23 protein-coding genes are annotated in these 24,101 nt (G+C 64.0%); 9 read left to right on the top strand and 14 right to left on the bottom strand.

The genetic code is table 11. The features are described 5' to 3' along the window. Positions 1 to 82 precede the first annotated feature (82 nt). Positions 83 to 1,456 carry a glutamate--cysteine ligase gene (locus tag EOC83_RS14515; protein WP_063170127.1) on the top strand — a complete coding sequence of 458 codons (1,374 nt, stop codon included), beginning with the start codon at positions 83 to 85 and terminating at the stop codon, positions 1,454 to 1,456. Positions 1,457 to 1,556: 100 nt separating this feature from the next. After that, positions 1,557 to 2,603 carry a DUF937 domain-containing protein gene (locus EOC83_RS14510; protein WP_024502320.1) on the top strand — a complete coding sequence of 349 codons (1,047 nt, stop codon included), beginning with the start codon at positions 1,557 to 1,559 and terminating at the stop codon, positions 2,601 to 2,603. Positions 2,604 to 2,763: 160 nt separating this feature from the next. Here EOC83_RS14510 and EOC83_RS14505 read toward each other — a convergent pair whose 3' ends face one another. Next, entirely contained in the window at positions 2,764 to 3,054 is a 291-nt protein-coding gene (locus EOC83_RS14505) for a DUF1127 domain-containing protein (RefSeq protein ID WP_063170126.1), read from the bottom strand. 178 nt (positions 3,055 to 3,232) lie between these two features. Here EOC83_RS14505 and EOC83_RS14500 point away from each other — a divergent pair, with 178 nt between their 5' ends. The 3 genes from EOC83_RS14500 to EOC83_RS14490 all read left to right on the top strand — a co-directional run bounded on the left by EOC83_RS14500 (position 3,233) and on the right by EOC83_RS14490 (position 7,027). Continuing rightward, positions 3,233 to 4,189 (top strand): LysR substrate-binding domain-containing protein, encoded by a 957-nt coding sequence (locus EOC83_RS14500; protein WP_063170125.1) that lies wholly within the window; start codon positions 3,233 to 3,235, stop codon positions 4,187 to 4,189. An 83-nt stretch (positions 4,190 to 4,272) separates the two neighbouring features. Further along, positions 4,273 to 5,904 (top strand): exodeoxyribonuclease VII large subunit, encoded by a 1,632-nt coding sequence (xseA, locus tag EOC83_RS14495; RefSeq protein WP_063170124.1) that lies wholly within the window; start codon positions 4,273 to 4,275, stop codon positions 5,902 to 5,904. A gap of 4 nt (positions 5,905 to 5,908) precedes the next feature. Beyond that, on the top strand, positions 5,909 to 7,027 hold the full coding sequence (locus EOC83_RS14490; RefSeq protein WP_063170123.1) for a P1 family peptidase: 1,119 nt from the start codon (positions 5,909 to 5,911) through the stop codon (positions 7,025 to 7,027). A gap of 70 nt (positions 7,028 to 7,097) precedes the next feature. On the opposite strand, the gene EOC83_RS14485 is transcribed toward EOC83_RS14490, so the two are convergent. The 11 genes from EOC83_RS14485 to EOC83_RS14435 form a co-directional block, all read right to left on the bottom strand. Continuing rightward, positions 7,098 to 7,409, bottom strand: coding sequence for a hypothetical protein (locus EOC83_RS14485; RefSeq protein ID WP_224675447.1), 312 nt, complete (start codon positions 7,407 to 7,409; stop codon positions 7,098 to 7,100). A gap of 414 nt (positions 7,410 to 7,823) precedes the next feature. Next, positions 7,824 to 8,822 carry a N(2)-acetyl-L-2,4-diaminobutanoate deacetylase DoeB gene (gene doeB, locus EOC83_RS14480; protein WP_024502317.1) on the bottom strand — a complete coding sequence of 333 codons (999 nt, stop codon included), beginning with the start codon at positions 8,820 to 8,822 and terminating at the stop codon, positions 7,824 to 7,826. A 5-nt stretch (positions 8,823 to 8,827) separates the two neighbouring features. Further along, positions 8,828 to 10,006: an ectoine hydrolase DoeA gene (gene doeA / locus EOC83_RS14475; protein WP_063170122.1), complete on the bottom strand. Its 1,179-nt coding sequence runs from the start codon at positions 10,004 to 10,006 to the stop codon at positions 8,828 to 8,830. A 129-nt stretch (positions 10,007 to 10,135) separates the two neighbouring features. After that, positions 10,136 to 11,128 carry an ectoine utilization protein EutC gene (gene eutC / locus EOC83_RS14470; RefSeq protein ID WP_063170121.1) on the bottom strand — a complete coding sequence of 331 codons (993 nt, stop codon included), beginning with the start codon at positions 11,126 to 11,128 and terminating at the stop codon, positions 10,136 to 10,138. After that, positions 11,125 to 12,117: a hydroxyectoine utilization dehydratase EutB gene (gene eutB, locus EOC83_RS14465; protein WP_164745816.1), complete on the bottom strand. Its 993-nt coding sequence runs from the start codon at positions 12,115 to 12,117 to the stop codon at positions 11,125 to 11,127. Before eutB ends, eutC begins: the two co-directional genes overlap by 4 nt. A 9-nt stretch (positions 12,118 to 12,126) precedes the next feature. Further along, positions 12,127 to 12,903: an ectoine utilization protein EutA gene (eutA, locus tag EOC83_RS14460; protein ID WP_063170120.1), complete on the bottom strand. Its 777-nt coding sequence runs from the start codon at positions 12,901 to 12,903 to the stop codon at positions 12,127 to 12,129. 3 nt (positions 12,904 to 12,906) lie between these two features. Next, entirely contained in the window at positions 12,907 to 13,566 is a 660-nt protein-coding gene (ehuD, locus tag EOC83_RS14455) for an ectoine/hydroxyectoine ABC transporter permease subunit EhuD (protein ID WP_013530329.1), read from the bottom strand. 34 nt (positions 13,567 to 13,600) lie between these two features. After that, on the bottom strand, positions 13,601 to 14,260 hold the full coding sequence (gene ehuC / locus EOC83_RS14450; protein WP_013530328.1) for an ectoine/hydroxyectoine ABC transporter permease subunit EhuC: 660 nt from the start codon (positions 14,258 to 14,260) through the stop codon (positions 13,601 to 13,603). A 157-nt stretch (positions 14,261 to 14,417) separates the two neighbouring features. Next, positions 14,418 to 15,269: an ectoine/hydroxyectoine ABC transporter substrate-binding protein EhuB gene (ehuB, locus tag EOC83_RS14445; RefSeq protein WP_013530327.1), complete on the bottom strand. Its 852-nt coding sequence runs from the start codon at positions 15,267 to 15,269 to the stop codon at positions 14,418 to 14,420. Positions 15,270 to 15,356: 87 nt separating this feature from the next. Beyond that, positions 15,357 to 16,148, bottom strand: coding sequence for an ectoine/hydroxyectoine ABC transporter ATP-binding protein EhuA (ehuA, locus tag EOC83_RS14440; RefSeq protein ID WP_063170119.1), 792 nt, complete (start codon positions 16,146 to 16,148; stop codon positions 15,357 to 15,359). Between the two features lie 126 nt (positions 16,149 to 16,274). After that, a complete protein-coding gene (locus tag EOC83_RS14435) occupies positions 16,275 to 17,660 on the bottom strand; it encodes a PLP-dependent aminotransferase family protein (RefSeq protein WP_013530325.1) in 1,386 nt (461 codons plus the stop codon). An 82-nt stretch (positions 17,661 to 17,742) separates the two neighbouring features. Between EOC83_RS14435 and EOC83_RS14430 the strand changes: the two genes are divergently transcribed. The 4 genes from EOC83_RS14430 (at position 17,743) to EOC83_RS14415 (ending at position 22,382) form a co-directional block, all read left to right on the top strand. Beyond that, positions 17,743 to 18,234 (top strand): Lrp/AsnC family transcriptional regulator, encoded by a 492-nt coding sequence (locus EOC83_RS14430; protein WP_013530324.1) that lies wholly within the window; start codon positions 17,743 to 17,745, stop codon positions 18,232 to 18,234. Positions 18,235 to 18,364: 130 nt separating this feature from the next. Continuing rightward, positions 18,365 to 19,858: an NAD-dependent succinate-semialdehyde dehydrogenase gene (locus tag EOC83_RS14425; protein WP_063170118.1), complete on the top strand. Its 1,494-nt coding sequence runs from the start codon at positions 18,365 to 18,367 to the stop codon at positions 19,856 to 19,858. Between the two features lie 32 nt (positions 19,859 to 19,890). Beyond that, the gene (locus EOC83_RS14420) at positions 19,891 to 21,270 is read left to right on the top strand and encodes an aspartate aminotransferase family protein (protein WP_063170117.1); all 1,380 of its coding nucleotides are present in this window, start codon (positions 19,891 to 19,893) and stop codon (positions 21,268 to 21,270) included. An 8-nt stretch (positions 21,271 to 21,278) separates the two neighbouring features. After that, positions 21,279 to 22,382: an alcohol dehydrogenase family protein gene (locus EOC83_RS14415; protein WP_063170116.1), complete on the top strand. Its 1,104-nt coding sequence runs from the start codon at positions 21,279 to 21,281 to the stop codon at positions 22,380 to 22,382. Between the two features lie 12 nt (positions 22,383 to 22,394). Here the strand turns inward: EOC83_RS14415 and EOC83_RS14410 are convergent, their stop codons facing one another. Then, a complete protein-coding gene (locus EOC83_RS14410) occupies positions 22,395 to 23,441 on the bottom strand; it encodes an ornithine cyclodeaminase (protein WP_127325950.1) in 1,047 nt (348 codons plus the stop codon). A 29-nt stretch (positions 23,442 to 23,470) separates the two neighbouring features. After that, positions 23,471 to 24,100, bottom strand: coding sequence for an FMN-binding negative transcriptional regulator (locus EOC83_RS14405; protein ID WP_063170114.1), 630 nt, complete (start codon positions 24,098 to 24,100; stop codon positions 23,471 to 23,473). Position 24,101 lies beyond the last annotated feature (1 nt).

The following is a 24,101-nucleotide window of genomic DNA, read 5'->3' as shown; positions in this document are numbered from 1 at the left end:
TCAGGATTTTTCGCTTGATCGTCTGCTGACATTTCGTCCATTTACCGCCGGCGGTCATCCGGCCGCCTCTGAGGGTACCATCATGGCGCGCGATACGACCGATTTCCGCCCGATCGAAGGTGTCGACGAACTCGTCGAGCACCTGGCCGAAGGCAACAAGCCGCGCGACAAATGGCGCATCGGCACCGAGCACGAGAAATTCCCCTTCTATGTCGACGGCAATGCACCGGTCCCCTATGGCGGCGAGCGCGGCATCCGCGCCATCCTCGAAGGCATGCAGGAAAAGCTCGGCTGGGACCCGATCGTCGATGACGGCCGCATCATCGGCCTGGTCGAACCGACCGGCCAGGGTGCGATTTCGCTGGAACCCGGCGGCCAGTTCGAGCTTTCCGGCGCACCGCTGGAGACGATCCACCAGACCTGCCGCGAGGGCAACGCCCATCTGGCGCAGGTGCGCGAGATCGCCGAGCCGATGGGCATCCGCTTCCTCGGCCTCGGCGGCAGCCCGAAATGGTCGCTTGCCGAGACGCCGAAAATGCCGAAATCGCGCTACGAGATCATGACGCGCTACATGCCCAAGGTCGGCACCAAGGGCCTCGACATGATGTACCGCACCTGCACGATCCAGGTGAATCTCGACTTCGAGAGCGAGGCCGACATGCGCCGCAAGATGCAGGTGTCGTTGAAGCTGCAGCCGCTGTCGACGGCCTTGTTCGCCAATTCGCCTTTCACCGAAAGCCACCCGAACGGCTTGCAGAGCTGGCGCGGCGACATTTGGCGTGACACCGACAACCAGCGCTCGGGCCTGCTCGAATTCTGCTTCTCGCCCGATTTCGGTTTCGCCGACTATGTCGAATGGGCGCTCGACGTGCCGATGTATTTCGTCATCCGCGACGGTCGCTATCACGACATGACCCACATCACCTTCCGCCAGTTCATGGCCGGGGCCGCGCGCAATGAAGTGCCGGACGGGCTGCCGACAATGGGCGACTGGGCGAACCATCTGTCAACGCTGTTCCCGGATGTGCGGCTGAAGCGCTTCCTCGAGATGCGCGGCGCCGATGGCGGGCCATGGCGGCGCATTTGCGCGCTGCCGGCCTTCTGGGTCGGATTGCTTTATGATGAGGCCGCACTCGATGCCGCCGAGGCGCTGACCTCGAGCTGGACGTATGAAGAAACGCTGGCGATGCGCAATGCCGTGCCGGAACAAGGCATCTCCGCACCCTTCCGCAACACCACGCTGCGCGAGATCGCGCGTGACGTGATGGTCATTTCCCGCATGGGACTGAAGAACCGTGGCAAGAAGAACCGCGACGGCTACGACGAGACCTCCTTCCTCAACACGTTGGACGAAGTGGTGGCGCGGGGCACCACCAGCGCCGAGGAGATGCTGTCGGCCTACCACACGCGCTGGGGCGGCTCGATCGAGCCGGTTTTCATGGAATACGCCTATTAACCCTCGGATTTGGCAAAGCTGACCGGCCGGCAAAAGTCGCTTCAATCGGAAGTGGAAACAAACTAGGCTTCTTCGGCGAGGATTTCCGGAGGAGACGCCGATGCCCACCTTGTTCGACATGCTGACGCAGGCCCAGAACGGCAATGGCATGCAGGCCCTTGCCCAGCAATACGGGCTTTCAATGCAGCAGACGCAAGCGGCGGTTGCCGCATTGCTGCCGGCCTTTTCGCAGGGGCTGCAACGCAACACCGCCGACCCCTATGGGCTCGGCGCCTTCATGACGGCGATGGCCAGCGGCCAGCACGCCAAGTATTTCGAGGACGCAACCCGGGCCTTCTCGCCGCAAGGCGTCGATGAGGGCAACGGCATTCTCGGGCACCTGTTCGGTTCGAAGGATCTGTCTCGCGCCGTGGCCAGCCAGGCGGCGCAAGCCAGCGGCGTCAATCAGCAGATCCTGCAGCAGATGCTGCCGGCGATCGCCTCGATGGTCATGGGCGGGCTGTTCAAGCAGACGGCAAACCAGATGCAGGCCGCCGGCGGTTTTGGCGGCGGCGGCAACAATCCGCTCGGCGAGATCATCGAGCAGATGATGCGGCAAGGCGGCGGCATGCAGGCCCCGGCGCCGCAGCCGCGCCAGGCGCCGCCGCCCCAGAACCCGATGGACAACCCGCTCGGCAAGGTGTTGCAGGACATGTTCGGCGGCGGCGCGGCTCAGCCACAGCCGCAAAGCCAGACGCAGCCGGCACCCAATCCCTACGGCGACAATCCGCTCGGCAAGGTGCTGCAGGACATGTTCGGCGGTGGCGCGCCTCAGCCGCAGCCGCAGGGGCGGGCGCAGCCGCAGCCCCAGCAGACGCAAAGCCCCTACGGAGACAATCCGCTGGGGAAAATCTTCGAGGAGATGCTGCGGCAAGGTGGCGGTGGCTTAGGCGGCATCCCCGGCGGACAGCCGGCGCCGCAACAGCCTCAAGCGCCCCCGCAACGTCAGGCACCGCAGCCACAGGCCAATCCGAGCGGCCGGCCGAAAAACCCGTTCGACGACCTGTTCGGCAAGATGTTCGAAACCGGCGCCCAGCAGCGTGATGACTACCAGAAGGGCGTGGAGACAATCTTCGACCAGTTTAAGCGGGACATGGACCGGCGGTAGGCGGTCTTCGCTGAGGTAGAAAGAGAAAAGCCCGGTCCTGGGAGGACCGGGCAGAGTGCAGGCGGGCCGGGGGGATCCGGCAGGGAGTGGGAGCCTGCATACTCGTCAGTCGCGTCGAACCCTGAAAAGGTTCACGGCAACCTAAACAACAAGCAACCGATCAGGCCACCTTGCGAGCGAAATCCTCGATCGTTTCGATGCGATCACTGGCGATCTCGCGCAGCATCGCCGTCGGGTCGCGGCCAAACGGCACGTCGATAGCGACATGCAGGTCGGCGCGCGTCAGGCCGATATCGGCGAGTTCGGCGTCCGACATCTCGCCAAGGCGATAAAAGGCGCGGCGGTTTTTCCAGGCGCGGTAGATGTTGGAGACGGTGTTGGCCACGCGCGTCGCAACGGCCGGACGCGAGGTGATGCGCGGGGTCTCGGTGGCGAAATCGAACGTGGTCATTGTCGGTCTCCTTCAGACTCGAACGGGCAAAGCCTTGCGATCGGCGCTGGCGACAGCGGCCGTTCCGGCTTCGATTCACATGCCTTCATGTGGACAATGCCAATTTGCCATCGGCCGATTGATTAATCCAACGAATGTTTCTAATCTTTACCATCAACACCAGTGATGGATCATATCGATGAAATCGCCGCTCGATCTCGATCAGTTGCAGACCTTCATCTCGATTGCCGACACCGGCAGCTTCACGCGAGCAGCCGAAGAGGTGCACCGGACCCAGTCGGCGGTGTCGATGCAGATGCGCCGGCTGGAGGAGCGGCTGGGCAAGCCGCTGTTCGAAAAGGACGGACGCACCAACAGGCTGACCGAGGAAGGCGACAAGCTGCTCTCCTATGCGCGGCGGCTGCTCTATCTCAACCGCGAGACCCTGGCGGCCTTCGACGACCGGCGGCTCGAAGGCACGATCCGCATCGGCACGCCCGACGACTACGCCGATCGTTTCCTGCCCGAGATCATGGCACGGTTCACCCGCTCCAATCCGCGCGTCGAACTCACCGTCATCTGCGAGCCGACGCCGGGGCTGGTCGAGCATATCAAGCGCGGCAATCTCGACCTCGCGCTGGTGACGCACAACGACGTACGCGGCCAGTCGGAGGTGGTGCGGCGCGAACCGCTGCTGTGGGTCACCTCGGCCAATCATGCCACGCATGAGCAGGAAACGCTGCCGATGGCCTTCGGCCGGCCGAACTGCATCTGGCGGCGCGCCGCCGTCGATGTGCTCGACCAGCAGAACCGCGACTATCGTATCCTGTTCACCAGTTTCTCGGCCACCGTCATCACCGCCGCGGTGCTTTCCGGGCTGGCAATCTCGGTGCTGCCGGAATGCGCGCTCAGACCCGGTATGCGGGTGCTGGGCGAAGCCGACGGCTTCGGCGCCCTGCCCGATTGCCGCATCGGCATCATGCGCGGCCAGACGTCGCGGCCGGAGATCGTCGATGCGCTCGCCCGCCATATTTCGGAAAGCCTGGACAACATCTCGGTGCCGGTCGGCGAAGACCCCGGAACGTTCGATTTCGCAGCGCTCGCCTTCACCAAGCTGCGGCGAACCAAGCCGAACCAGATCCTGCCCGGCTGGTAGGCAGGGCCAGGTGTGCGGGTTATGAACGGCTGGCCCGACGCAACCGCCTTGACGCGGGCGCCCAACCGTTCCCCAATCGACGGATGAGCGAAGTAGCATCCGAATCACGCACCAACGCCGCCGAATATACGGTGAGCGAGATTTCCGGCGCGCTGAAGCGCACGGTCGAGGACGTTTTCGGCAATGTGCGGGTGCGTGGCGAGATATCAGGCTATCGCGGGCCGCATTCCTCAGGTCATGCCTATTTCGCGCTGAAGGACGACCGCGCGCGGCTCGACGCCGTGGTGTGGAAAGGCACGATGAGCCGGCTGAAGTTCCGTCCCGAAGAGGGCATGGAGGTGATCGCCACCGGCAAGCTCACCACCTATCCCGGCAAATCCAACTACCAGATCGTCATCGACAATCTGGAGCCGGCTGGCGCCGGCGCCCTGATGGCGCTGCTGGAGGAGCGCAAGCGGCGGCTGCAGGCCGAGGGGCTGTTCGACACCGGTCGCAAGCGGCTGCTGCCGTTCATGCCGTGCGTCATCGGCGTCGTCACCTCGCCGACAGGGTCCGTCATCCGCGACATCATCCACCGCATCAAGGACCGCTTTCCGCTGCATGTCCTGGTCTGGCCGGTGCGCGTGCAAGGCGAGACGTCAGGCGCGGAAGTGACTGCCGCGGTCAACGGCTTCAACGCGCTGGCATGGGATGGCGCCATCCAGCGGCCCGATCTGTTGATCGTTGCGCGTGGCGGCGGCAGCCTCGAAGACCTCTGGGGGTTCAACGACGAGGCGCTCGCCCGCGCGGTTGCCGCTTCCGGCATTCCGGTGATCTCGGCTGTCGGCCACGAGACCGATTGGACGCTGATCGACCTCGTTGCCGACGTGCGAGCGCCGACACCGACAGGCGCGGCCGAAATCGCCGTGCCGGTGAAGGCCGACCTCGAAGCAACGCTTGCCAGCCTCGGTGCGCGGCTGAAAGCGGCGGTGCTGCGCAATTTCGAGCGCAAGCGGCAGGCCGCCCGTGCCGCCGCCCGGGCTCTGCCCTCGCCCGATCAATTGCTGGCGCTGCCGCGCCGGCGCCTCGATGAGGCGACATCCAGGCTGGGCCGGGGCCTGTTGGTCTCCACCGAACGCAAGCGTGCAAGGTTTTTTGCCGTGAAACTGACACCGGCAATGCTGTCGCAGCGCATTGCAGAGGCCCGGCGCACCAACGAACGCAATCTTTTGCGAGCACAAGGGGCACTGCGTGCGATGGCAAGAGCCCGGCGTGCGGAGCTTAACCGGGCGGCGGATCAATTGCCAAAATGTGCCAGGGCATCGCTGCAGCGGCACAAGCAGCAACTGGCCATGCTGCAAGGCCGCATCACGATCGAGCCGACGGCACGGCGGCAACGCGTGCAGAGGGATTTGCTGACAGCTTTGACAAGACGCGGCACGCAAGCAGTGGTGCTCAGGCTGGAGCGCCTGCGCGGCCGCATCGTCCAGGCCGACAGGTTGATGGCGTCGCTGTCGCACAAGGCCGTCCTGGCCCGCGGCTTTGCGCTGGTGAGAGATGCGGATGGCACCGTCGTCAAGCAGGCTGCCGACGTGGCGTCGGGAATGGCGCTTTCGCTCGAGTTCGCCGACGGGACCGCCGATGCGGTGGCAATCAGCGGCACGGCAAAACCGAAAGCCGTGGCCAAGCCGGCGGCCAAGGCCAAAGAGCCTGGCAATCAGGGATCCCTATTCTGACACCATGACCGACAATCCGCATCATCTGGCAACGCCCTCAGGCAAACCGCGCGCGCGAAATTTCGGCATCGGCTTCGACGGACGGCCTGGACCGTTCAACGCGATCACCGATGTGCCCGGCGTCGCGGTCGGCTATGCGACGCTGATCTCGGGCGATGGCGCGCTTGTCGTCGGCAAGGGACCGGTGCGCACCGGCGTGACCGCGATCCTGCCCAGGCCGCTTGCCGACCTCGCCAACCCGGTCTTCGCCGGGATCTTCAGCCAGAACGGAAACGGCGAACTGACCGGCTCGCACATCGTCGAGGAAACCGGCGCTTTCAACTTCCCGATCACCATCACCAACACGCATTCCTGCGGTGTTTCCCGCGACGGCACGCTGCGCTGGATGCAAAGCGTGCTGCCGGCGGCGCTCGACAGCGGCTGGGGACTGCCGGTGGCGGCGGAGACCTATGACGGCTTCCTCAACGACATCAACGGCCACCATTTGACGTCGGAGCATGTTGCGCAGGCCCTCGACGGTGCCGCCGGCGGACCGATCGAGGAAGGCAGCGTCGGCGGCGGCACCGGCATGATCACCTTCGGCTTCAAGGCCGGCTCCGGCACGGCATCGCGCATCGTCGAATGGCACGGCCGTGCCTATACGGTCGGCGCCTTCGTGCAGTCCAATTTTGGCAAACGGCGCAATATAACCATTCGCGGCCTGCGCGCCGGGCCGCAACTCGTCGAACCGGCTGTCCGCGAAGGCACACCGCGCGCCGAAAAGGGTTCGATCATCGCCGTCATCGCCACCGACGCACCGTTCCTGCCGCATCAGATGAAGCGGCTGGCCCGACGGGTGCCGCTTGGCGTCGCCATGACCGGAGGCTTCGGGTATCACAGTTCAGGCGACATTTTCATCGCCTTCTCGACCGCCAATGCGAGCGCCGCGCGGGCGCCATCCGGCCGCATCGCCAGTGCCGATTTTATTCCCGATACCGACATCGATCCGTTTTTCGATGCGGTGATCCAGACCGTAGAGGAAGCAATCCTCAACGCGCTGGTTGCCAATGACGATATGACCGGACGGGACGGGAATTTCGTGCCGGCGCTGCCGAAGACGTGGCTGAAGGAGACCTTTGGCTGAAGACAAAAACGCGGGCCAGAAGCCCGCGCTGCAACAATGTCGCCGCTATGCGATCATTCGGCGGCTTTGATCATTCCGCGGCTTTTCTGGGGGCCTGCTGGCTTTCTTCGGCCTCGGCCGCTTCCTCAAGCCGGGATGCGATAAGTTCCTGGATATCGCCGACTTCTTCCTGGATATCCTCCAGCGGAATGCCGACCTCGGCCGCCTCGGCGGCGCACTCCTTGGCCAAGGTTTCGGCCTGCTTGTCGATCCTTGCCTGGGAGGATTGGCAATGGACCTTTTCGCCGATCCATCCCCGCAAGAATTCGATGGCGTGTTCGCTCATACTGCTGTTCCCTGGCGGCAAAGCCGGTTGGTAATCATAAACGTCGACATCCCGCAAAGGATGCATGTCCCCATTCCAGCCGAGTCGCGGTCAGCCGGCAAGCCAATGCCGTCCAAGGTCCACAGAGCCATAGGAAATCGAGGGGTCAAGGGCATTTTCTGATTCTGGAGGGGTCGGTACCGTTGGCTGGGTCACACCCAGCGCTGCGCCACTGTTTCTATTTGCTTTTTTCCGGTTTCCGAGCCGATTTCCGTCACAATAGATGGCGCAAAACACTACACATTCACAGTTGCTTCGAGGTGCTGCCCTCGGGCGCGCGGGTCGAAGCCGCCGCTATATAGTGACATCCTCCTGCAATGTCGACTCCGCCCGCTATCCTGCTTCTTTCCGCCGCGCCGAAGGGCTCCGCGACGGACGCAGAACAAGTGACGATGGACCCGAACCGGGTGGAGCAGGCCCCGGCGGAGCCGCTCAGACGTGCACAGCCACCACCGCCGCGCAGTCGCCGGCCTTAACCAGCCCGGGGAAATGCCGCGCCGCAAGCATGCCCGACATTTTTGCCCGGATCTCCTGCGGAGCGACGCCGGTGCGGCCGGTGGAATGAATGCGCGCCAGCACCGAGCCTTCTTTGACGGGCTCACCGAGATCGACCATGGTTTCGATCATGCCGTCGTCTTCGGCGAACGAGAAACAATCGCCCGACGGCATGTCGAGCCACTGGGTTCGAGTCTTCTCGACCGCACCATCTACAATGCCGGCATGACGCAGCACGTTGAGAATGCCGCGCCTCGCGATCCGCACGGTTTGCGCGCGCGACGTGCCGCCGCCGCCAAGTTCGGTGCTGACGAAGACCTTGCCCATCTCCTCGGCTGCCGTGTCGTACATGCCAACGGCGTCGATCTCGATCATGCGCATCGAGAACGGAGCGGCAAAGGCCGCGACCGCGTCAAAGGCTTTCTGTTCCAGCGCCTTGTCGGGCAAAGTGTGCGCCGCGCAGAACGGCACGAAGTCCAGCGTCTTGCCGCCGGAGTGGAAGTCGAACACGATGTCGGCGCGAGGCAGCAGCTCACGTTGAAAGTAATCGGCGATCTTTTCGGTCACCGTTCCGTCCGGCCGGCCGGGAAAGCTGCGGTTCATGTTGCCCTTGTCGATCGGCGAGGTGCGCGTGCCGGCGCGGAAGGCCGGATAGTTCATTGCCGGCACGATGATCACCGTGCCGCTGACTTGCCTGGGATCGAGGGTCCTGGCGAGATCGTAGAGGGCCAGCGGCCCCTCATATTCGTCGCCATGGTTGGCGCCGGACAGCAGAGCTGCCGGTCCGTTGCCGTTGCGGATGACGCAGATCGGGATCATCACCGAGCCCCACGCGGAATCGTCGCGGCTGTAGGGCAAGCGCAGGAAGCCGTGCTGGACGCCGTCGCGGTCGAAATCGACGGTCGGCGCGACCGGTGATGAGCGTAGATTCGACATCGGGCTCAATCCTTCACCACCAGCTTACGCGGCACATTGGCCAGGCACTCCACACCGGTTTCGGTGATCAGGATGGACTCGGTGATCTCCAGTCCCATCGTTTCCAGCCACAGGCCGGTCATGAAATGGAAGGTCATGCCGGGCTTGAGTTCGGTGCGGTCGCCGGGACGCAAGCTCATCGTGCGCTCGCCCCAGTCCGGCGGATAGGACAGTCCGATCGAATAGCCGGTGCGGTTGTCCTTGACGATGCCATACTTCTTCAGCACGGCGAAGAAGGCGTTGGCGATGTCCTCACAGGCGTTGCCGGGTTTGGCCGCGGCCAGCCCCGCTTCCATGCCTTCCAGCGTCGCCTTCTCGGCATCGAGGAATTCCTGCGTCGGCTTGCCGAGGAAGACGGTGCGCGACAGCGGGCAGTGATAGCGGTTGTAGCAGCCGGCGATCTCGAAGAAGGTGCCCTCGTCCCGCTTCATCGGTCTGTCGTCCCAAGTCAGATGCGGCGCCGAGGCATCGGCACCCGACGGCAGCAGCGGCACGATCGCCGGATAGTCGCCGCCGATGCCGTCGACGCCGCGCGTGCCGGCATCATAGATTTCGGCAACGAGATCGCATTTGCGCATGCCGACCTCGATCTTGTCGAAGATGCGCTGGTGCATCGCCTCGACGATGCGAGCCGCCTTGCGCATATAGTCGATCTCGGTCGAGCTCTTCACCGCGCGCTGCCAGTTGACCAGCGCGGTGGCATCGACAAAGCGGGCATTGGGCAAATGCTTCTGCAGCGATGCGAAGGCGGCGGCCGAGAACCAGTAATTGTCCATCTCAACGCCGACTGTCAGCTTGCCCCAGCCGCGATCCGCAAGCACGCTGGCCAAAAAATCCATCGGGTGGCGCTCGGTCGACTGCACATAGTGATCGGCATAGCCGACGATGTTGTCATGCGCGAGATAGGCAGTGCGCTTGGCACCGTTGGCGTCCTGGCCACGGCCGTACCAGACCGGCTCGCCCGATGGCGGCACGATAACCGCCTGATGCACGTAGAACGACCAGCCGTCATAGCCGGTCAGCCAGGCCATGTTGGACGGGTCGCTGATAACAAGAAGATCGACGCCCTTCACCTCCATGGCTTTGCGTGTCTTGGCGAGGCGATCCGCATATTCGCCGCGCGAGAATCTCAGGTTCGGTTGCATTGTTCTTGGTCCTCGTTTGTTGGGCCTTGAGCCTGTTTCAACTTCGTTGAAACCGGCCCGTCGTTCTTGTTTGGGCGTGATCTTTCGGAAAACCGGTTCCCATTTTTCCGGATCACGCCTTGGCCAGCATCAGCTTTCGAAAATGGCCCCGGAACCGGCCACCCGCGCCCGATCGCGGGCGAACGTAGCTATCGCCGTATCCTGAACGCCGGTGCCGGTCAGATCGGCGATGGTGATGTCGCTGGCCGAGCGCCGACCATGCCGTTTACCGGCGATGATCTGGCCAAGTTCGGTCACCTCTTCGTCAGCGGCCATCACGCCCGCCGCGATGGCGTGATGCAGCTCACCCAGCCGCCGCGTCTGACGGGCGCTGTCGGCGACATAGAGGTCGGCCATGCGCAGGATTGCCGGCGCGATCTCGTTCTTGTGCTCGGCGTCGGAGCCCATCGCCGTGATGTGCTGGCCGGCGGAAACGAAACCCGCCTTGATCAGCGGCTCGGTCGAAGGCGTGGTGGTGACGATGATGTCGGCGCCGACAACTGCGTTTGCCGCGTCGGGCTCGGCATGCACGAGAATGCCGAGCTTTTCGCGCAGGGCTCCGGCGGTTGCCTCGGCCTTTGCCACATCGCGCGCCCAGATGCGCGCCTCGGAAATCGGCCGCACCAGCATCAGGGCTTCCAATTGCAACCCGGCCTGGACGCCGGCGCCGAAGATCGCGGCAACTGACGAGTCCTGCCGCGACAGATGTTTGGCGGCGACGGCGCCGGCAGCAGCGGTTCGGATATCCGTGAGATAGCCGTTGTCGAGCAGCAGTGCTTCGACCAGCCCGGTTTTGGACGACAGCAGCACCATCATGCCGTTGACGCTGGGCAGGCCGAGCTTCGGATTGTCGAAGAAGCCGGGGCTGATCTTGATGGCGAAACCGTCGATATCAGGCACGTAGGCGGTCTTCACGTCGACCTCGCCGCGATGCTCGGGAATGTCGAGCCGCAGGATCGGCGGCATCGCCACCGGCAGGGTGGCAAGCGCACGGAAGGCGTTTTCGACGCAGGCGACTGCATCGAGATCGAGTGTCACGATCGCGCGCAATTCTTGTTCGGTGAGGATCGTCATCCGGCTCATGCGGCGTGCTCCTTGAGCGATGGCGCCTCGCCGCAGACGATCCTGCGGTGCGCGTCCATATCGATGTTGCGGCCGGAGAGAAGCACGACCACCGGCCCGTCCGACCTGACCTTGCCGGCGAGCAGCGCGGCGATGCCGACCGCGCCGGCGCCCTCGACGATTTCGCGTTCGCGCGCATAGGCGTGACGGATGCCGGCGGCGATCTCGTCCTCGCTAAGCAGGACGATACCATCGAGCAGGTCGCGGCACATGGCGAAGGTCAGCCGGTTGTCGAGGCCGATGCCGCCGCCGAGCGAATCCGCCAGCGTCGGCAATTCCTCCACCAGCACCGGGCGGCCGGCATCGAGGCTGGCCTTCATCGCCGCGCCACGAGCCATCGAGACACCGATGATCTTTGTGCCGGGGCTGACGCCTTTGATGGCCGCGGCAACGCCTGAGGCGAGCCCGCCACCCGACAACTGCACCAGGACGAGGGCAGCATCCGGGACCTGTTCGATCATCTCAAGCCCGAGCGTGCCTTGCCCGGCGACAATGTCGGGATGGTCGAAGGGCGGCAGCATAACCAGCCCCTCTTGCGCCACCAGCCGATCGACCTCCTGCTGGGCATCGTCCTGACTGTTGCCGATAATGCGAACCTCCGCGCCCAGCCGGCGGATCTCGTCGAGCTTGTTTTCAGGCACCAGCCGCGACATGCAGATCACCGCGCGCATGCCCTCAAGCTTCGCCGCATGCGCCAGCGCGCGGCCGTGGTTGCCGGTCGAGGCCGCGACCACGCCACGCGCCTTCTCCGCGGTGCTGAGCGAAGCGACGGCATTCGAGGCGCCGCGCAGCTTGAAGCTGCCGGTGGTCTGCCGGTGTTCGAGCTTGAGGTGGACGGGGACGCCCAGCCCTTCGGAAAGACTTTGGGACAGCACGGTCGGCGTGCGCTCGACCTTGCCGGCAATGCGCTCATGCGCGGCGCGAATGTGCTCAAGAGTGACCTGTGTCATGATCATCAATCAGGCGGCAAATGGCTGCGTCATCAGACGGCCGAATTCGGGACGCGGCGTGTCATCTCCGCACAGCCGCAGACAATTCCAGGCGGTCGCCTGGTTGCTGGTCACCACGGGACGTCCAATAGTTTTTTCCATTCCGGTGACCGCGAGGGCGCTACGCAGCGCCGTGCAGGAGACGAACAGCGCATCGGCGCTGGTGTCGGTCGCCTCACGCGCCAGTTCGACGAGGGCCGCCGGTGCGATGCGCGCCATCTCGCGGTCGTCCTCGAAACCGAGGCAGGTGAAGCTGGCGATCTCGAAGCCGTGCGCCGCGAAATAGGCGGCCATCGGCCTGGATGTCTCGACCGTGTAGGGAGTGAGGATGCTGATCTTGCTTGCGCCCAGCGCACGCAGCCCGCGCACGCCCGCCATCGGCGGGGTGATTACCGGCACGCCGGGCTTTGCGACCTGGATCGCCGCCTCGATCTCGGCATCGCCGATCACCACCGAGGCCGAAGTGCAGGAATAGCAGACGGCATCGAGTGGCTCATCCGGCAGGATCAGGGCCGCGCCCGCCGTCAGCGCCGGCTGCATCTTGCGCAGGTTTTCGGGCGTCGTCGGGTTGGCATAGGGAATGCGCGCGACATAGACGCCGACGCGTTCGCTCGCCACCATGCGGCGGAAATCCGGTTCGCTGGTGTGGTCGGTGGCCAGGATGATCAGGCCGATGCGCCGCTCCAGCGGACGCGCATCCAGTGCCGGCCGTTTTGGATACACCTTGATCTCGGGCAAGGGTTTCATCGGTTACCTCTCGATCTTGCCGTAGCGGCGTTCCAGCCAGCGCAGCAACACGACCGAAAACAGACTGATGACCAGGAAGAAAGCACCGACCAGGGTGATCGGCTCGATATAGCGATAGTAGGTGTTGGCGACGCTTTTGGCCTGGTTCATCAGTTCCAGCACGGTGATCGCCGACAGCAGCGGCGTTTCCTTGAACATGGCGATAAAGTAATTGGCGAGCGCCGGAATCATCGGTGGGATAGCCTGCGGAATGATGATGTGGGTCCAGGTCTGACTGGCGCTCAAATTGCACGCCTTGGCGGCCTCCCATTGGCCGCGCGGCACATTGTCGATGCCGGCACGATAGACCTCGGCCGTATAGGTGCCGTAATGCAGCCCGAGCCCGATGACACCGGCGACCAGCGGCGGCAGCAGGATGCCGATGTCGGGCAGCACGTAGAAGATGAAATAGAGCTGCACCAGCAGCGGCGTGCCGCGGATGAATTCAGCCGCCCAGCCGACCGTGCGCGACAACGCCTTGTTGGGCGAGCGGCGCGCCAGCGCAATGCCAAGCCCGACGATCGCCGCCAGCACCGAGCCGAGCAGCGTCGCCAGGATGGTGATCTTCACGCCCTGGATCAGCGTTGGCATGATTTCCCAGACGAAATTCCAATCCCATTCCATCAGTAGGCCCAATTTATCAGAAGGGAGTTGGCCATCAGGCACGCACCCCGTCGAGGCCGCGCGCCATGCGTCGTTCCAGCGAGCGCACGCCCCACGAGATGAGCAGGGCGAGGATGAAATAGATGATCAGGATGGTGGTGAACGGCACCAGGGTGTTGCCGGTCTGGGCGCGCACCACCTGCGCCTGGAAGGTCAGGTCGGTGAGCGAGATCAGCGACACCACGGCGGTCGCCTTGAGCAATTCGATGGCATTGTTGCCAAAGGTCGGCAGCATCACCAGCAGCGCCTGTGGCAGGATGATGTGGCGCATGCCTTGCCAGCGGCCGAGATTGAGCGCTGTGCAGGCCTCATACTGTTCGCGGCCGATCGACTGGATGGCACCGCGCACCACTTCGGCGGCGTAGGCGCCGACATTGAGGCCGAGCGCCAGCACGCCGGCCTGCAACGGGGTCAGCGAAATGCCGATGAAGGGCAGCACGAAATAGGCCCAGAACAACTGCACGAAGATCGAGGTGCCGCGGAAGAACTCGATGTAGGCGGTGGCCAACCAACGCAGCGCAAAGAAGCGCGACACGCGCCCCATGCCGGCGAGGAAGGCCATGATCAGCGCCAGCACCGACCCCATCAGCGTCAGCTCGATGGTGACAAGCGCTCCCTGCAATATCAGGCCGAAATAGCCGGACCACTGGGTCATTCGGTTTCCAACGTTGGGTTTAGCATCTTCTCCCCGTTCACGGGGAGAAGATGCCGGCAGGCAGATGAGGGGCGGCGCGAACTTGCGAAGGTTTGGCGCCGCCCCTCATCCGTCACTTCGTGACACCTTCTCCCCGTTGAACGGGGAGAAGGAAGGATCACTTCGCCGCGCAGAGCTTGTCGCGGCTGGTCGACATCGCGGCTGCCGCCGAGAAGCCGTAGGGCTCGATGATCTTGGCGAACTCGCCCGATTTCTTCATCTTGGCCAGTTCCACATCGAAGGCGTCGCGCAGTGCCTCGTCGCCCTTCTTGAAAGCGGCGCCGTCGCAATAGACCGGTGCGCCCTGCACCGGAGCGATGACTTCGAGGTTCGGATCGTTGGCCTTCTTGACCAGATCATTGATCGACAGGACGGGCAGCGAATAAGCGTCGATGCGGCCATCCTGGAGCATCTTCACGCCGCTCTGGCCATCCGGCACGACGATGACGCGATCGCGTGGCACGCCGGCATTGAGCGCGAGCTTCTCCTCGGTGCCGCCGCCCGGCGCGCCGATGGTCGCAGTCGTATCCTTGGCGACATCCTCATAGCTCTTGAAACCCTTTGGATTGCCTTTCTTCACCAGCATCGCCTCGGCGTCGCACAGCACGGGTTCCGAATAGGCGACCGCAGCACAGCGCTCCGGCTTCATGAACAGGCCGGCGGTGACGACATCGAAGCGACCGGCCTGCAGGCCGGGGATCATGGCGCCATATTCGGAGATCGAAGCGGCAACGTCGGCGACGCCGAGCCGCTTGAATATCTCGCGGGCCACATCAGGCGCGGCACCCGAAACCTTGCCGTCGGCGGCGACCGCCGTATAGGGCGGCTCGTTGGCGATGGCGAGGCGGGCGAAACCTTGCGCCTTGAGCTGCTCGAGCTTGCTGTCATCGGCCGAACCGGGGATCGAGGCGGCCAGCACCGCCGTCAGTGCAAGACCGGCAACGCCGGCCAGAATGCCAAGTTTGTTCATTGTTCCCAACTCCTTGTTTCTTGTCTTGCTTTGTTGCATGGCGGCCCTCGCCGCCTCGGGACGACTTCGTCGCCCTGGGCATTGCGGTCAGACCCGATGTCCGGCCGCGATGATCTTCTTCAGGAAACCTTGCGTGCGCTCCTGCTTGGGATTGCGGAAAATCTCGTCCGGTTTGCCTTCTTCGACGATCCTGCCGCGATCGAAGAACAGCACCCGGTCGGCGAAATCATGGGCAAAGCCCATCTCGTGGGTGACCAGCAGCATGGTCATGTCGGTCTCGGCGGCGAGCTTGCGCATGACGTTCATCACCTCCTCGACCAGCTCTGGATCGAGCGCCGACGTCACCTCGTCGAACAGCATGATCTTCGGCGACAGCGCCAGCGCCCGAGCGATCGCCACGCGTTGCTTCTGTCCACCGGACAGCTGCGCCGGCATGTTCTTGGCCTTGTCGGCCATGCCGACCATTTCGAGCAGTTCCATCGCCCGCTTTTCGACGGCGGCACGCGGCGTGCCCTTGGTCAGCATCGGCGCCAGCGTGACATTGTCCATGACGCACTTGTGCGGAAACAGGTTGAACAGCTGGAACACCATGCCGATCTTCTGGCGCATCCTTGTCAGATGCCGCTCATCGGCGGGCAACAGCTGGCCATTGCGCTCCATGTGATAGAGCTGCTCGCCGTCGATCTGGATATGACCGCCATCGATGCGCTCCAGCGTCATCAGGATGCGCAGGATCGTCGTCTTGCCCGAACCCGATGGGCCGATCAGTGCCAGCTTCTCGCCGGGCATGACTTGCATCGACAGGCCGTCCAGCACCTTGAAGCTGCCGAAGCTTTTCGAGATGCTGTCGATCTTGATGATGGGCGCTGGTGCGGACAAATGTATTTCCCCGTGCTGGAGAAGCCTATGCCCCTTAACGATGCGGAACGCGCCAAATCATGTCAATTGGGAAAATAATATCATGACAATTATTCTGATTCCCCACAATTTCCGGGCAAACCGGACCTAGATTGCGAGCAGCAGATGCTCCGGATCGCCAAGCAGCAGCTTGGTGACAACGCCGAGGCCGGCGCGCAGTTCCCCCTCGGTGGTCGAACCCAGCGAGATACGCACCGCCGGGTGCCAGGGCGCACCCGAAATACGGAAGGATGTTCCGGGCGCGATAGCCACGCCTTGCAGGCGGGCCTGGGCGACAAAGCTTTCCTCGGCACGGTCCGCGGGCAGTTGAAGCCAGACATGCAGCCCGTCTCGCCGGGCGCGATAGTCGACCCCCGCCAGCACCTGCGCTGCAATATCCTGCCGGCGCCGCAAAGCCGCGCGCTGCCAGTGGACAAGCTCCATCGCCGTGCCGTCGGTCACCCATTTGGTGGCGATCTCGGCCACCAGCGGCGTCGCCATCCAGTTCGAAACCAGATGCCGGTTGGCGACGGCGGCGACGTAGCGGTCGGGTGCGGCCAGATAGCCGATGCGCAGGCCGGGCACGGTGATCTTGGTGAAGGAGGTGACGTAGAGCGTGCGCTCCGGCGCGAACGCGGCAACCGGCGGCGGCCGGTCTTCGACCAGCGGACCCAGCACATCGTTCTCGATGATGGCGATATCGTGCTTGCGCGCGACCGCGGCGATCTCTTCTCGCCGCCGCGCATCCATCAGCGTCGCCGTCGGATTGATGACCGAGGGCTGCACGAAGACCGCGCGGATGTCGGAAAGCCGGCAGGCCTCGTCCAGCGCTTCCGGAATCAGGCCGTTGTCGTCGATCGGCAGGCCTTCCAGGTTGAAGCCGAGATAGCGTGCCAACGGCACCAGCGTATGGTGGCCGATCGCCTCCGTGGCGACCGTAGAGCCCGGCGGCGCGACGCTCATCAGCGCCACTGTCATGCCGGCGGTGGCGCCGTTGGTCAGGCTGACGTTCTGCGGCGATGCATCGAGGCCGCACAGTCTCAACCATTCGACGGCGACGGCGCGGTGGCGGGGAAACACCATGTTGGGCCGGAACGAAAGTGCTGAACTCGACGGCAGGTTCTCAGCCAGCCATCCCAGTGCCTGCTTCAGCCGCTCAAGATGCATCGGCTCGCAGACCGGTTTCAGGATCGAAAGGTCGATGACTTCACCGAGCCGCTCCGGCAGATAGGGCGGCTCGGGCTCGCGGCGCTGCGTCTGGACGAAGCTGCCGCGGCCGATCTCGCCCGAAATCAGGCCGCGCCGGATCAGTTCCTCATAGGCGCGGCTGACCGTCTGCACCGAAAGCTTGAGGTCGTCGGCCAGCCTGCGATGGGTCGGCAACCGCGCGCCATTGGCAAGGCGTCCGTCATGGATGGCGCGCGCGAACTGGTCGGCCAGCGACTGATAGGCCGGCCGCCGGATAAGCGCGGGATCGGGTTGCCACAATGTCATGACTTATTAGAGATCGAAATCAGTGCAATTGACAATCGAAATAATGCGCCGTCATGGTACTCGGACGAAAAAGTGAGCCCTGATGACATCAGCGAAACTCGACCCGATCGACCTGAAAATCCTCGACGCCATCCAGCGCGACGGACGCATCACCAAGCTGGCGCTGGCCGAGCAGGTCGGCCTGTCTCCGACGCCGTGCTGGATGCGGTTGCGCAAGCTGGAAAAGGCCGGCATCGTCTCGGGCTATCACGCCAGGATCGCCATGCGCGTCGTGGCACCCGTTGCCACCGTGCTGATGGAGGTGACGCTGGCAAACCACCGCCAGGCCGATTTCGACCGCTTCGAGCGCGTTATACGCGATGTTCCCGAGATCGTCGCCTGCTGGTCTGTCGGCGGCGGCGTCGACTATCTGTTGAAAGTAATGGCGCGCGACATCGACGCCTATCAGCGGCTGGTCGATGGCTTGCTGGACCGCGAGATCGGCATCGATCGTTACTTCACCTACATCGTCATCAAGACCGTGAAGGACGAGGTGGCGCTGCCCATCGCAGAGCTTTTGCCGGCGTCGTCATAGGAGCGGAGAGATTCTCTCGCCGGGCAACCCGATAGAGAGAGTCTCTCTACGTCAGGACTTCCAAACAGCCTCTCTATCTGCATCGGGCGGATAGTCTTCCCTTATCAGTCCGAACCGGGAGGCTTTGACCATGTCCGCGCATTTCGCCCGCTCGCATCGCCATGAAGCGCTCGACGGCCTCGCCGACCGCCGGCTGCTGCGCGAACTGGCCTATGTCGATGGCCACTGGACCGCAAGCGAGGCTGCCGAAAGCTTCGAGGTCACCGATCCGGCCACCGGCACGACCGTCGCTTTCGTCGCCGCGCTCGATGGCCGGCAGACGACAAAGGCGATCGATGCCGCGGCGCGCGCCTTCCCGGCCTGGCGGGCGCTGTTGCCGCAGGAGCGCTCGAAAATTTTACGAAAATGGTTCGAGCTGATCGTCGGCGCCAAGGATGATCTGGCTCTGCTGATGACGCTTGAACAGGGCAAGCCTCTGCAGGAATCGCTGGGCGAGATCGACTACGCCGCCTCCTTCGTCGAATGGTATGCCGAAGAAGCAAAACGCCCGAACGCCGAGAGCGTCACCAGCCATCTGCCGAACGCCGAGATGATGGTGCGGCGCGAGCCGCTCGGCGTCGTCGGCGTTGTCACGCCGTGGAATTTTCCGTCGGCCATGCTGACCCGTAAGGCGGCCGCCGCCCTTGCCGCCGGCTGCACCATCGTCGCGCATCCGTCCTCGGAAACGCCGCTGTCGGCGCTGGCGCTGGCCGAACTCGGCGAACGCGCCGGCCTGCCCGTGGGCGTCTTCAACATCGTCACCGGCAAGGCTTCGACGATCGTCGGCCGGATGTGCGAAGATCCGCGCGTGCGTGCCATGAGCTTCACCGGCTCGACCGAGATCGGCCGGCTGATCGCCGCCCAGAGCGCGCCGACCATGAAGCGGCTGGTGATGGAGCTTGGCGGTCATGCCCCGCTGATCGTCTTTGCCGATGCAGATCTGGACAAAGCGGTTGATATCGCCATCGACGCCAAATTCGCCACGTCGGGCCAGGACTGCCTCGCCGCCAACCGCATCTACGTCCAGCGTCCGATCTACGATCGGTTCTGCGCCGCCTTCGCCAAGCGCATCGAGACGCTGCGGACCGGCAATGGCCTAGCCGAGAAGATCGACATCGGGCCGCTGATGCATGAGCGCGCCATCAAGAAGGTGGAGGAACAGGTCGCCGATGCCATCGCTCACGGCGCGCGCTGCCTCACCGGGGGCAAACGGCACCAGGCCGGCCCGCTGTTCTACCAGCCGACGCTGCTGGCCGATGTCAGTGACGAAGCGCTGATCATGCGCGAGGAGACGTTTGGCCCGGTTGCCGCCGTGACGCCGTTCGACAGCGAGGATGACGTGATTGCCCGCGCCAACGCCACCGAGTATGGCCTCGTCGCCTATGTCGTGACCGAGAATGGTGGCCGGCAGCAGCGCATGGGCCGCGCGCTCGACTACGGCATGGTCGCCATCAACCGCGTCAAGATCACCGGCGCGCCGATCCCGTTCGGCGGCGTCAAGCAATCGGGCATCGGGCGCGAAGGCTCGCGCCACGGGCTCGAAGCCTTCACCGATCTGAAGTATCTCTGTCTGGACGTCGCCTAGGTTCGTCCTGCCATCCCTCAAGGAGTTAAAAAATGCTCGACCAGTCCAACGAACTCGCCGCCTGGGATCGCGACCACTTCTTCCATCCCTCGACCCATATGGGCACGCACGCGCGGGGCGAAAGCCCGACACGCATCATGGCCGGCGGTGAAGGCGTCACCGTGTGGGACAACAATGGCAGGAAGAGCCTCGATGCCTTCGCCGGGCTCTATTGCGTCAATGTCGGCTACGGCCGCCAGAAGATCGCTGACGCCATCGCCGCCCAGGCGAAGAACCTCGCCTATTACCACGCCTATGTCGGCCACGGTACCGAGGCCTCGATCACGCTGGCCAAGATGATCATCGATCGCGCGCCGCAGGGCATGTCGCGGGTCTATTTCGGCCTCTCCGGTTCGGATGCCAACGAAACCAACATCAAGCTGATCTGGTACTACAACAACGTGCTCGGCCGGCCGGAGAAGAAGAAGATCATTTCGCGCTGGCGCGGCTATCACGGCTCGGGCGTGATGACGGGATCGCTGACCGGGCTCGACCTGTTCCACAACGCCTTCGACCTGCCGCGCGCGCCGATCCTGCACACCGAGGCACCCTACTACTTCCGCCGCGCCGACCGTTCGATGAGCGAGGAGCAGTTTTCGCAGCATTGTGCCGACAAGCTCGAGGAGATGATCCTGGCCGAAGGCCCGGAAACCGTCGCTGCCTTCATCGGCGAGCCGATCCTCGGCACTGGCGGCATCGTGCCGCCGCCGGCCGGCTATTGGGAAAAGATCCAGGCGGTGTTGAAGAAGTACGACGTGCTTCTGGTCGCCGACGAAGTGGTGACGGGCTTCGGCCGACTGGGCACCATGTTCGGCTCCGACCATTACGGCATCAAGCCGGACCTGATCACCATCGCCAAGGGCCTGACCTCGGCCTATGCGCCGCTGTCGGGCGTCATCGTCGCCGACAAGATGTGGCAGGTGCTGGTTGAGGGCTCCGACAAGCTCGGTTCGCTCGGCCATGGCTGGACCTATTCGGCACATCCGATCTGCGTTGCCGCCGGCGTCGCCAATCTCGAGCTGATCGACGAGATGGATCTTGTGACAAATGCCAAGGAGACCGGCGCCTATTTCCGCGCCGAGCTGGCCAAGGCGGTCGGCGGCCACAAGAATGTCGGTGACGTCCGCGGCGACGGCATGCTGGCAGCGGTGGAATTCGTTGCCGACAAGGACGACCGGGTGTTCTTCGACGCTTCGCAGAAGATCGGACCGCAGGTGGCGACAGCGCTTGCCGCAAGCGGCGTCATCGGCCGCGCCATGCCGCAGGGCGACATTCTTGGCTTCGCGCCGCCGCTCTGCCTGACCCGCGAGGAAGCCGACATCGTCGTGTCGAAGACCGCCGATGCGGTCAAGAGCGTGTTTGCCAATCTCTGAGATCGACTATGAATGCCATGACCAGAACCCTCCCCGCCACCATGGCCGCCGTGCTGCTTGTCGGGCACGGCGGGCCGGAAAAACTCGTCTACCGCAGCGATGTGAAAGTGCCCGCGCCTGCGCCAGGTGAAGTGCTGGTCAAGGTCAGCGCTTGCGGCATGAACAACACCGATGTCTGGGTGCGCCAGGGCGCCTATGGCACGGAGGAGGACGCTGCCGCCGTGTCGACATGGCGGCGCCAGGGCAACACGCTTGTTTTCCCGCGCATCCAGGGCACCGACACCGTCGGTACCATCGCCGCCGTCGGCGAAGGCGTGTCGCCGGAGCGTATCGGCGAACGGGTGATGGTCGATTTCTCCATCTACAATCGCGACGACGATTCGCTCGCCGACATCGACTATATGGGCCATGGCCGCGACGGCGGCTACGCCGAATACCAGGCCGTGCCGGCCGAGAATACGCATGTCGTCGATACCGACATGAGCGACGTCGAACTCGCCACCTTCTGCTGCGCTTACCTGACCGGCGAACAGATGCTGGAGCGCGCCGGCTTGAAGGCCGGCGAGCGCGTGCTGGTCACCGGCGCCTCGGGCGGCGTCGGTTCCGGCATCGTGCAACTGGCACGGGCGCGCGGCGCCATTCCCTATGCCGTCGTCGGCAAGGGCAAGGAACAGGCGGTGCTGGACATCGGCGCCGAGGCGGTCATCACCCGTGGCGTCGCAGACCTGCCGCAAGCCGTGATTGAAGCGACCGGCGGCCAACCGATCGACGTGGTGGCCGACCTGGTCGGCGGCGCGATCTTCAACGACCTCTTGCGTATTCTCAGGCCCGAAGGCCGCTACACGACCGCCGGCGCGATTGCCGGTCCGGTCGTGCAACTCGATCTCAGGACCATGTATCTCAAGCAGTTGCAGTTGCATGGTTCGAGCCAGGGCACGCGCGCGGATTTCCGTCGCATCGTTGGTTACATCGAGGCGAAGAAAATCCGGCCGCTGGTCGGTGGCGTCTACAAGCTCTCCGATTTCCACCATGCGCAGGCGGATTTCATTGCCAAGGATTTCGTCGGCAAGCTGGTGGTGGTGCCGGATGCCATGTGGGGTTCGGCTGGCTGAACACTCTATGCCTCAACCCTGCTGGGCCGCCCTCAACAGCATGCCGAACAGGTCGCGCGGTTCGTCGGGGTCGGCCAGCATGTCGAGTTCCTGGTAGAGGCCGGTCGACTTCAGCTGATCCCTGACATAGCGCAGCGCCGAAAAATCCTCGATGGCGAAGCCGACCGAATCGAACAGCGTGATCTGGCCGGAATCGCGCCGGCCTTGCACGGCGCCTGACATCACCTGCCACAACTCGATCACCTCATGATCCGGCGCAAGCTGCTGGATCTCGCCCTCGATGCGGGTCTGCGGCGGGGATTCGACGAAGATGTCTGAGCGCAGCAGGATATCGCGATGCAATTCGGTCTTGCCGGGACAGTCGCCGCCGACCGCGTTGATGTGCACGCCGGAGCCGACCATGTTGTCTGTGAGGATGGTGGCGTACTGCTTGTCGGCGGTGACGGTGGTGATGATGTCAGCCCCCTCGACCGCCTCCTGCGCGGTGCCGCAGGCGACCATGTCGAAGCCGAGACCGGCGAGATTACGGATGCATTTTTCGGTGGCCGAGCGGTCGATATCGTAAAGCCTCAGCCTGTCGACGCCGAGCAGCGCCTTGAAGGCCACCGCCTGGAATTCGGCCTGGGCGCCGTTGCCGATCAGCGCCATGCAGCTGGAGCCGGCCGGCGCCAGGTACTTGGCGGCCAGAGCCGACATCGCCGCCGTGCGCAGCGCCGTCAGGATGGTCATTTCGGACAGCAATACCGGGTAGCCATTGTGGACGTCGGCGAGCATGCCGAAGGCGGTCACGGTCTGGCGTCCCTCGCGCATGTTCTTGGGATGGCCGTTGACATATTTGAAGCCGTAGACTTCGCCGTCGCTGGTCGGCATCAGTTCGATGATACCCTCGGCGCTGTGCGAGGCGACGCGCGGCGTCTTGTCGAACAGCTCCCAGCGGCGGAAATCATTCTCGATGTAGCCGGCGAGTTCGACGAGGAAGCGTTCGACGCCGATCTTCAGCACCAGCTTCATCATATGATCGACGCTGACGAAGGGCACGATGTTGAGATTGGGGATCATTTTTTCTTATCCTTGCCGCATGCAGGCGCTCAGTCCTGGCGATGCGCGTTGTGTGCCTTCATCATTGTTGCCAGCGCCGGATCGTTTTGCTCCAGCACCCTGATGGCTCCGCCTGTGTCGTAGAGGCGCTCATCCTGGCCCATCTTGAACTTGGCTTCGAGCCGCCCGATCGGCAGGTCAAACCCTATGATACCAGGTATGCGCCGCTCCATGCCGCCTGGTCCGAGCTCACGCATGCCCCAGCGATCGTCGCGATCCTTCTCCAGCACGTCGACAAGCTGCAGGAGATGCCGGGCGGTGCCGTGATCGTCGAGCGGCACCGGATGCCCATGACAATGCACGACGGCAAAGTTCCAGGTCGGCGCGCTGTCGCGCACCGGATTGCGCGGATACCAGGACGGCGAGATGTAGCCATGCGGGCTGTGGAAGACAGTGATCGTCTCCCTGCCTTCGCTGATCAAGGTGCTGTGCGGATTGGCCCGGGCGAGATGCGAGATCAGCGTTCCGTTTTCACCCCGCGCGCGATCGAGCACGAAGGGAAGATGAGAGACGACAAGGCCCTGCGGTCCCGCTGTCACCACCGTGGCAAAGGCCGCGGCCTCGATCAGGCCGAACACCTCGTCGCGCGACAGTGGCGCGAACTCGGGCTTGGTATACATC

It is taken from the genome of Mesorhizobium sp. Primo-A (assembly GCF_003997175.1).
Classification (GTDB): Bacteria; Pseudomonadota; Alphaproteobacteria; order Rhizobiales; family Rhizobiaceae; genus Mesorhizobium; species Mesorhizobium ciceri.
Note: the sequence above shows the minus strand (reverse complement) of the source record. Positions and strands in the feature narration are given on the sequence as shown.